This window comes from Burkholderia sp. A2 (assembly GCF_001729305.1).
Classification (GTDB): domain Bacteria; phylum Pseudomonadota; class Gammaproteobacteria; order Burkholderiales; family Burkholderiaceae; genus Burkholderia; species Burkholderia sola.
On the sequence record NZ_LZXX01000085.1, the window covers coordinates 133,871 to 143,240 of the forward strand.

Sequence of the window (9,370 nt, forward strand, 5' to 3'; positions counted from 1 at the left end):
CGCTTATTTTCCGTATTGTTCGCAAATCTGATTGACGGCGTCGGCCACGCGACGCACGTCGCCTTCCGTCATCTGCGTAAACAGCGGCAGCGTGACGGTCGACGCGCCGTACCGTTCGGCGTGGGGGAACATCCCCTCCTTGAAACCGCGCGCACGGTACAGCGTGAAAAGATGGATCGCCGGGTAGTGGATGCCCGTGCCGATGCCGCGTTCCTTCATCTGCGCCATGAATTCGGCGCGCGAGATCGTCAGTCGCTCGAGCGGCAGCGTGACCAGGAACATGTGCCAGTTGCCGTTCTCGAATTCGGCGACCGGCAGGCCGAGGCCCAGCTTCACGGCCGCGCCGCCGTCGAAAGCGGCGAAATACGCGCGGGCGAGCGCGCGGCGCTGCGCGGTGAAGCGCTCGATGTGCGGCAGCTGGCCGAGGCCGACGCGCGCGGCGACGTCGGTCAGGTTGTACTTGCCGCCGAGCACGTCGCAGTCCATCCCGTCGAAGCCGGTGCGCGTGATGCCCTGCAGCCGGTACTTCTGCGCGAGCACGGCTTCGTCCTCGTTGTTCAGCACGAGCGCGCCGCCTTCGATCGTCGTCAGGTTCTTGTTCGCGTGGAAGCTGAACGACACGATGTCGCCGATCGCGCCGATGCGCTTGCCGTGCCACGTCGAGCCGAACGCCTGCGCGGCATCCTCGATCACGCGCAGGTGGTGCGCGCGGGCGATCGCGTACAGGCGGTCCATGTCGACCGGCAGGCCGGACAGGAACACGGGGATGATCGCCTTCGTGCGCGGCGTGATCGCCTGCTCGAGCTTGTCGAGGTCGATGTTGCGCGTGACGGGATCGATGTCCGCGAACACGGGCGTCGCGCCGGTTTCGATGATCACGTTGCTGGTCGAGACCCACGACGCCGGCGTCGTGATCACCTCGTCGCCGGGGCCGACGCCCGCGATGCGCAGGCCGATCTCGAGCGTGCAGGTGCCCGAATTGAACACGCGGACCGGACGGCCGCCGCAGTACTCGGACAGCGCGGCTTCGAATTTCTGGCACTGCGGGCCGGTGGTGATCCAGCCCGAGCGCAGCACGTCGACGACGCCCTGGATGGTTTCCTCATCGATCTCGGGGCGGGTGAACGGCAGAAACGGAGCGGTAGTCTGGCTCATGAACGCGTTGGGCCTGTAATGGCGTGTAATAAAAGGGTCGGGCGAACCGTCCGAAACCGGCATTAAACACCGGTTGGCCGATTCGTACCGTGATTTTTTGTAGGCGGACGCTTAACGAACGCCGGGGCCGCGGCCGTGCTCAGCTGCGCGCGAGCACGACCACGCCGATCAGGATGATGCCGATGCCGACGAGCCGCTGGACCGACAGCACCTCGCCGAACAGGTACCACGCCGCGAACGCGTTGACGACGTAGCCGAGCGACAGCATCGGGTACGCGATCGACACGTCGACCCGCGACAGCCCGAGGATCCACACGACGACGCTCAGCACGTAGCAGCCGAGCCCGCCGATGATCGGCAGCTGGGTCGCGATCTTGAACCCGACCGGGATGATGTTCGCACGGCTGAATTCGAAGTGTCCAACGGCGTTGACGCCGGCTTTCAGCAGAAGTTGCGCACAGGCGTTGAGCATCACGCCGGTGATGATGCAGACGAACGAAACGGGGTTCATGCGAAGGACGTCCTTACGATTGCGGTTTTTCGACGATCACGCGGCGGTTGTCGCGCGCGACCACGCGCATCGGCACGCCTTCCTTGACCAGCGCGTCGTACTGGCCGGGCGGCATGATCGCGAGCGCATGGGTGTCCTGCTTCCAGCGCGTGACCCATTCGCCGACGGTCGGGATCCACTTGTTCGGCTCGACCGAGATCCCGAACGCAAGCTCGTCCTGACGCTGGACCATGATCGTCGTGTGGCCCACGTAGAACGGGAACGTGTGATCGAGCATTTCGATCGAGTAGAACGGCGTGTCGGGTGGCAGCTTCGCCAGTTCGGCGCGTACGGCCGGCGCGAGCAGCGCGCCCGAGCTGTAGCGGCCGAATTCGTCGTGCCCGGTGCCGCCGATCGTGCCGAACGCGAGCCACGCGGCGCCGAACGCGGCGAGCGCGGCGGCCACGCCCGCGCGGCGGTTCAGCCACGCGGCCGCGAGCGTCAGCGCGGCCGAGACCGCGAGACCGGCGTACAGCCACATCTGGAACGCGCGGTACAGCGCGTTCGGCGTGCGGGCGTCGCCCTGGTAGGCGAGGAAGATGATCCCGAACGCCGCGGCGACGAAGAACACGAGATAACCGAGCAGGTGGCGGCGGAAGCGGTCGGCCGTCATCAACGGCAGATACGCGCCGATGATCAGCGCGAGCGCCGGCGCGACCGGCAGCACGTACGAGATCAGCTTCGAATGCGACGCGCTGAAGAACAGGAAGATGAATGCGCTCCAGATCAGCAGCACGAGCATCGGCGAGAAGCCGTTCGGCTGGCGCGGCATGCGCAGCGCATGGCGGATGCTCTGCCACGCGACCGACAGCCACGGCAGGAAGCCGACCAGCAGCACCGGCACGAAGTAGTACAGCGGGCCCGGGCGGTTCTGCTCCGGGGTCAGGTACCGGCGGAACTGCTGGACGACGAAGAAGAAGTTGAAGAACTCGGGGTTGCGCTGCTGGACGAGCACGAACCACGGCGTGACGATCGCGAAGAAGATCACGAGGCCGCTGACGAGGTACAGGCGCTTCCACAGCGCCCAGTCGCGCGCGATCAGCGTATACAGCACGAGCACGGCGCCGGGCAGGATCAGCCCGACGAGGCCCTTGGACAGCACCGCGAACGCCATCGCGGCCCAGCACGCCCACATCCAGCCGCGCACCGCGGCCGGGCGCAGCCCCGGCCGCTGCGCGAGCAGCAGCGAGCACAGCGACAGCGCCATCCAGAACGCGAGTCCCATGTCGAGCGCGTTGAAGTGGCCCATCAGGTTCCAGTAAGGCGCGCTGGCCAGCACGACGGCCGCGAGGAAGCCCGACAGCGGGTTGAACAGGCGCGCGCCGGTGTAGCCGACGAGCAGTACGCCGGCGAAGCTCGCGACGGCGGTATACAGGCGCGCCTGCCATTCGCCGATGCCGAACCATGCGAACGTCAGCGCGTTCAGCCAGGTTTGCAGCGGCGGCTTCTCGAAGTACTTGTAGCCGTTGTAGCGCGGCGTGATCCAGTCGCCGGTGACGAACATCTCGCGCGCCATTTCCGCATAGCGGCCTTCGTCGCTCGGGATCAGGTGGCGCAGCCCGAGCGGCGCGAACCAGACGATCGCGAATGCGACGAGCAGGAGGACGAGCGTGATGCGATTGAGCGGTAGCCTCGACGGCGTATCGTTCATGGATTTTCAGCCTGTTGATTGTTGTGACGGGCCGCCGGCGGGGTGCGCCGGGGGCGGGGCGGCCTGGCCGGGCGATCCGGGGATCGACCCGCTGCGCCGGCCCGTGTTTTACCGCATCGGCGATTAACGTTCAATTAAGAGCGCGGCGGCGACTTTGCGGCCTTCGGCCATCAGGATGTTGTAGGTGCGGCAGGCGGCCTGGAAATCCATCGTCTCGACGCCGATCCGCTTCGCGGCGAGCGCCGCGACGAGCCGCGGGTGCGGGAAGCGCAGCCGCGCGCCGCTGCCGAAGATCACGAGTTCGGGCGTCGGGTCGAGCAGCATCGCGAAATGCTCGGGCGCGAGCGCGTCGAACGACGACACGGGCCAGGCCTGGACCGGCGCGCCGGGCAGCACGATGACGCTCGTTTCATGGCGTTCGAGATTGACGTCGACATAATCGGGGCCGTAGCCGGTGACGGTGTTGAGCGCGCCGCTCGTGTCCTGGTGCAGTTTCAAATCGGTATTCCGCGGTTCCGTAGGGGAATGGGTTGGCCGGGCCGTACGGGCCCGGCGGGCCGGTTTCGCGCGCGGACGCCCGACGGCGCGGGCCCGGCGCGGCTATGGTGCATTGCGAAAGTCGGCCAAAATCCGCTAAATTATAACTTTTTGGCCGCCTGCGGGCGCCACTTGCGTCGTGCGTCGCCACAAGCCGCGTCCGACCGCCGCTTTTTCCCAGTCTAGACAGCGTGCACAGACCGGCCGCTTTCCAGTTTTGATCCCGTCCCCCCGGCCGCAAGGCCAACCCAGGAACCGTGTCGTCGTGAAACCGATTCAGAAGTCGAACAAGCTGCTCAACGTCTGCTACGACATCCGTGGCCCGGTGCTCGAGCACGCGAAGCGCCTCGAGGAAGAAGGCCACCGCATCATCAAGCTGAACATCGGCAACCTCGCGCCGTTCGGTTTCGACGCGCCGGACGAAATCATCCAGGACATGATCCGCAACCTGCCGGCGTCGTCCGGCTATTCGGATTCGAAGGGCGTGTTCTCGGCGCGCAAGGCCGTGATGCACTACACGCAGGAAAAGGGCGTCGTCGGCGTCGGCCTCGACGACATCTACATCGGCAACGGCGCGTCCGAGCTGATCGTGATGGCGACCCAGGCGCTCCTGAACGACGGCGACGAAGTGCTGCTGCCCGCGCCCGACTACCCGCTGTGGACGGCGGCCGTGAGCCTGTCGGGCGGCACGCCCGTGCACTACGTGTGCGACGAGCAGAACGCGTGGATGCCCGATCTCGACGACATCCGCAGCAAGATCACGCCGAACACGAAGGCGATCGTCGTGATCAACCCGAACAACCCGACCGGCGCGCTTTATTCCGACGAATTGCTGCTGGAGCTGCTCGAGATCGCGCGCCAGCACGGGCTGATCGTGTTCGCGGACGAGGTCTACGACAAGATCGTCTACGACGGCCTCGAGCACACGGCGCTCGGCGCGCTGTCGGAGGACGTGATCACCGTCACGTTCAACAGCCTGTCGAAGAGCTATCGGTCGTGCGGCTATCGCGCGGGCTGGATGGCCGTGTCGGGCCTCGGCGGCGACAACCGCCGGCGCGCGAAGGATTACCTGGAAGGGCTCGGCATCCTGTCGTCGATGCGCCTGTGCGCGAACGTGCCCGGCCAGTTCGCGATCCAGACGGCGCTCGGCGGCTACCAGAGCATCAACGAGCTGATCGTGCCGAGCGGGCGCCTGTACAAGCAGCGCGAACTCGCGTATGACATGCTGACGTCGATCCCGGGCGTGACCTGCGTGAAGCCGCAGGCCGCGCTGTACATGTTCCCGCGCCTCGACCCGAAGCTCTACCCGATCCAGAACGACCAGCAGTTCATTCTCGACCTGTTGCTCGAGGAGCGCGTGCTGCTGGTGCAGGGCACGGGTTTCAACTGGGCGACGCCGGACCACTTCCGCGTGGTCTTCCTGCCGAACCTCGACGACCTGACCGATTCGATCAACCGGATCGCACGCTTCCTCGACGGCTACCGCAAGCGCCATTCGGTCTGAGCGGGCAGGGCCACACGGAACTCACTACTTCTTACTCATCGATCACACGCAGCATGGAACCGATCAAAGTTGGCCTGTTGGGCTTCGGCACCGTCGGCAGCGGCACCTTCACGGTGCTGCACCGCAACCAGGAAGAAATCAAACGACGCGCGGGGCGCGGCATCGAGGTCGCGCGCATTGCCGTGCGCAACCCGGCCAAGGCGCAGGCCGCGCTCGGCGCCCACGCCGGCACCGCGCAGATCACCGACGATTTCAACGCGGTCGTCGACGATCCGTCGATCGCGATCATCGCCGAGATGATCGGCGGCACGGGCATCGCGCGCGAGCTCGTGCTGCGCGCGATCGCGAACGGCAAGCACGTCGTGACGGCGAACAAGGCGCTGCTCGCGGTGCACGGCACCGAGATCTTCGAAGCCGCGCGCGAGCAAGGCGTGATGGTCGCGTTCGAGGCGGCCGTCGCCGGCGGCATCCCGATCATCAAGGCGCTGCGCGAAGGCCTGACCGCGAACCGCATCCAGTACATCGCCGGCATCATCAACGGCACGACGAACTACATCCTGTCGGAAATGCGCGACCGCGGGCTCGACTTCGCGACCGCGCTGAAGGCCGCGCAGGAACTCGGCTACGCGGAAGCCGATCCGACCTTCGACATCGAAGGCGTCGACGCCGCGCACAAGGCGACGATCATGAGCGCGATCGCGTTCGGCGTGCCGGTGCAGTTCGACCGCGCGTACGTCGAGGGCATCAGCAAGCTCGACGCGACCGACATCCGCTACGCGGAAGAACTCGGCTACCGGATCAAGCTGCTCGGCATCGCGCGCCGCGCCGCTAACGGCATCGAGCTGCGCGTGCATCCGACGCTGATCCCGGAAAAGCGGCTGCTCGCGAACGTCGAGGGTGCGATGAACGCGGTCGTCGTGCACGGCGACGCGGTCGGCACGACGCTGTACTACGGCAAGGGTGCGGGCGCGGAGCCGACCGCATCGGCGGTCGTCGCGGACCTCGTCGACGTCACGCGCCTGCATACGGCCGACCCCGAGCATCGCGTGCCGCATCTCGCGTTCCAGCCGGACAGCCTGTCGAACACGCCGATCCTGCCGATCGAGGAAGTGACGAGCGGCTACTACCTGCGCCTGCGCGTCGCCGACCAGACCGGCGTACTCGCCGCGATCACGCGCATCCTCGCCGAATCGGGCATCTCGATCGACGCGCTGCTGCAGAAGGAGTCCGAGCAGATCGACGGCGCGAACGGCGAAACCGACATCATCCTGATCACGCACGAGACGGTCGAGAAGAACGTCAATGCGGCGATCGCGCAAATCGAGAGCCTCGCGACCGTCGTGTCGAAGGTGACGAAGCTGCGCATGGAAGCGCTGAACTGAGGCTGACGACATGAACTACATCTCCACGCGCGGCGCCGGCATCGGCGAGCGCCATACGTTCTCCGACATCCTGCTCGGCGGTCTCGCGAAGGACGGCGGGCTCTACCTGCCGGCCGAATATCCGAAGGTGTCCGCCGACGAGCTCGCGCGCTGGCGCACGCTGCCGTACGCGGATCTCGCGTTCGAGATCCTGTCGAAGTTCTGCGACGACGTGCCGGCCGACGACCTGCGCGCGATCACGCGGCGCACGTACACGGCCGCCGTGTACAGCAACACGCGCCACGGCGAGAACGCGTCCGACATCACGCCGCTGAAGACGCTCGGCGCCGAGCACGGCGCGGCGCTGTCGCTGCTCGAACTGTCGAACGGCCCGACGCTCGCGTTCAAGGACATGGCGATGCAGCTGCTCGGCAACCTGTTCGAGTACACGCTCGCGAAGCACGGCGAAGCGCTGAACATCCTCGGCGCGACGTCGGGCGACACCGGCAGCGCGGCCGAATACGCGATGCGCGGCAAGGCCGGCGTGCGGGTGTTCATGCTGTCGCCGCACAAGAAGATGAGCGCGTTCCAGACGGCGCAGATGTTCAGCCTGCAGGATCCGAACATCTTCAACCTCGCAGTCGAAGGCGTGTTCGACGACTGCCAGGACATCGTGAAGGCCGTGTCGAACGATCACGCGTTCAAGGCGCAGCAGAAGATCGGCACGGTCAACTCGATCAACTGGGCGCGCGTCGTCGCGCAGGTCGTGTACTACTTCAAGGGCTATTTCGCGGCGACGCAGTCCAACGACGAGCGCGTGTCGTTCACGGTGCCGTCGGGCAACTTCGGCAACGTGTGCGCGGGCCACATCGCGCGGATGATGGGGCTGCCGATCGCGAAGCTGGTGGTCGCGACCAACGAGAACGACGTGCTCGACGAATTCTTCCGCACCGGCGCATACCGCGTGCGCAGCGCCGAGAACACCTATCACACGAGCAGCCCGAGCATGGACATCTCGAAGGCGTCGAACTTCGAGCGCTTCGTGTTCGACCTGCTCGGCCGCGATCCGGCGCGCGTGATGCAACTGTTCCGCGACGTCGAGGAGAAGGGCGGTTTCGATCTCGCGGCGAGCGGCGATTTCGCGCGCGTCGCCGAATTCGGTTTCGTGTCGGGCCGCAGCAGCCATGCCGACCGCATCGCGACGATCCGCGACGTGTTCTCGCGCTACGACACGATGATCGATACGCATACGGCCGACGGCGTGAAGGTCGCGCGCGAGCATCTGGAGGCCGGCGTGCCGATGGTCGTGCTCGAGACGGCGCAGCCGATCAAGTTCGGCGAGACGATTCGCGAAGCGCTCGATCGCGAAGCCGAGCGGCCGGCCGCATTCGACGGGCTCGAGGCGCTGCCGCAGCGTTTCGAGGTCGTGAAGGCCGACGCGCAGCAGGTGAAGGACTTCATCGCCGCCCATACACGCGCATGACGCACGGCCGGGCCGCGGGCCCGGTCGCGTAGGACGGCCGGAATGCCGATTCGTCGAACGGATCGGGGTTCCGGCCGTTTCGTTTGGCCCGCGGGTTTTGGCCCCGGACCTCGCATGTGGTGCGAAACAAGTGCCAGACCTGCGGGCTCGCGCCGATCACAGTCTTCGCATGTGCGCCATATCGCGCGTGCGCACGGCGGCGTCGCTACAATGACGTATTGATTCCAACGATCCCCGATTCCATCGATGTCGAACCCGAATCCCGCGGCGCCGCGCGCGCCGATGCTGTCGACCGCCGAAGCGCTCGCCGCGCTGCTCGATGCCGCGAAGCCGCTGCCCGGCGCCGAAACCGTCGCCACGCTCGACGCGCTCGGCCGCGTGCTGGCAGCCGACGTGAGCTCGCCGCTCGACGTGCCGCCGATGCATACGAGCGCGATGGACGGTTATGCGGTGCGCGTCGCCGACCTGCTGCACGGCGATCGGCGTTTGCCGGTGTCGCAGCGCATCCCGGCCGGGCATCAGGCGCAACCGCTCGCGGCCGGCACGGCCGCGCGGATCTTCACCGGCGCGACGGTGCCGCCCGGCGCCGACGCCGTCGTGATGCAGGAGCAGACGTCGGCCGACGGCGACGCGGTCGAGATCCTGCACACGCCGAAGGCCGGCGAATGGATCACCGCGCAGGGCGCGGATATCCGTCAAGGTTCGGTGATCCTGTCGGCCGGCACGCGGCTCACGCCGCAGGCGCTGGGTCTCGCCGCATCGGTCGGCTGTGCGCAACTGTCGGTCGCGCGGCGGATTCGCGTGGCGGTGTTCTTCACCGGCGACGAACTGACGATGCCCGGCGAGCCGCTGAAGCCCGGCGCGATCTACAACTCGAATCGCTTCACGCTGCGCGGGCTGCTCGAGCGGCTCGGCTGCCACGTGACCGACTACGGAATCGTGCCCGACTCGCTGGCCGCGACGCGCGACACGCTGCGCGAGGCCGCCCGCGACCACGACGTGATCCTGACGAGCGGCGGCGTGTCGGTCGGCGATGAGGATCACGTAAAGCCGGCCGTCGAGGCCGAAGGGCGGCTCGCGCTGTGGCAGATCGCTATGAAGCCCGGCAAGCCGCTCGCGTACGGCGCGG

At 66.9% G+C, this 9,370-nt stretch carries 8 protein-coding genes; 4 read left to right on the forward strand and 4 right to left on the reverse strand.

Annotation, left to right across the window (positions count from 1 at the left end):
* Nucleotides 1-3: 3 nt before the first annotated feature.
* The 4 genes from A9Z05_RS09580 to A9Z05_RS09595 form a co-directional block, all read right to left on the reverse strand.
* Nucleotides 4-1,155, reverse strand: a complete 1,152-nt coding sequence (locus tag A9Z05_RS09580) for a DegT/DnrJ/EryC1/StrS aminotransferase family protein (RefSeq protein WP_069617867.1) — start codon at nucleotides 1,153-1,155, stop codon at nucleotides 4-6.
* Nucleotides 1,156-1,294: 139 nt separating this feature from the next.
* Nucleotides 1,295-1,666 carry an EamA family transporter gene (locus A9Z05_RS09585; protein ID WP_069617868.1) on the reverse strand — a complete coding sequence of 124 codons (372 nt, stop codon included), beginning with the start codon at nucleotides 1,664-1,666 and terminating at the stop codon, nucleotides 1,295-1,297.
* Nucleotides 1,667-1,679: 13 nt separating this feature from the next.
* Nucleotides 1,680-3,356, reverse strand: coding sequence for a glycosyltransferase family 39 protein (locus tag A9Z05_RS09590; RefSeq protein WP_069617869.1), 1,677 nt, complete (start codon nucleotides 3,354-3,356; stop codon nucleotides 1,680-1,682).
* A 123-nt stretch (nucleotides 3,357-3,479) separates the two neighbouring features.
* Nucleotides 3,480-3,854, reverse strand: coding sequence for an Mth938-like domain-containing protein (locus A9Z05_RS09595; protein WP_069617870.1), 375 nt, complete (start codon nucleotides 3,852-3,854; stop codon nucleotides 3,480-3,482).
* 304 nt (nucleotides 3,855-4,158) lie between these two features.
* Between A9Z05_RS09595 and A9Z05_RS09600 the strand changes: the two genes are divergently transcribed.
* From A9Z05_RS09600 to A9Z05_RS09615, 4 genes are all read left to right on the forward strand, one after another.
* Nucleotides 4,159-5,397 carry a pyridoxal phosphate-dependent aminotransferase gene (locus A9Z05_RS09600; RefSeq protein WP_069617871.1) on the forward strand — a complete coding sequence of 413 codons (1,239 nt, stop codon included), beginning with the start codon at nucleotides 4,159-4,161 and terminating at the stop codon, nucleotides 5,395-5,397.
* 53 nt (nucleotides 5,398-5,450) lie between these two features.
* Nucleotides 5,451-6,779, forward strand: coding sequence for a homoserine dehydrogenase (locus A9Z05_RS09605; RefSeq protein ID WP_069617872.1), 1,329 nt, complete (start codon nucleotides 5,451-5,453; stop codon nucleotides 6,777-6,779).
* A gap of 10 nt (nucleotides 6,780-6,789) precedes the next feature.
* Nucleotides 6,790-8,241, forward strand: coding sequence for a threonine synthase (gene thrC / locus A9Z05_RS09610; protein WP_069617873.1), 1,452 nt, complete (start codon nucleotides 6,790-6,792; stop codon nucleotides 8,239-8,241).
* A gap of 246 nt (nucleotides 8,242-8,487) precedes the next feature.
* The coding region (locus A9Z05_RS09615) for a molybdopterin molybdotransferase MoeA (protein ID WP_069617874.1) at nucleotides 8,488-9,370 on the forward strand (883 nt) is incomplete at its 3' end.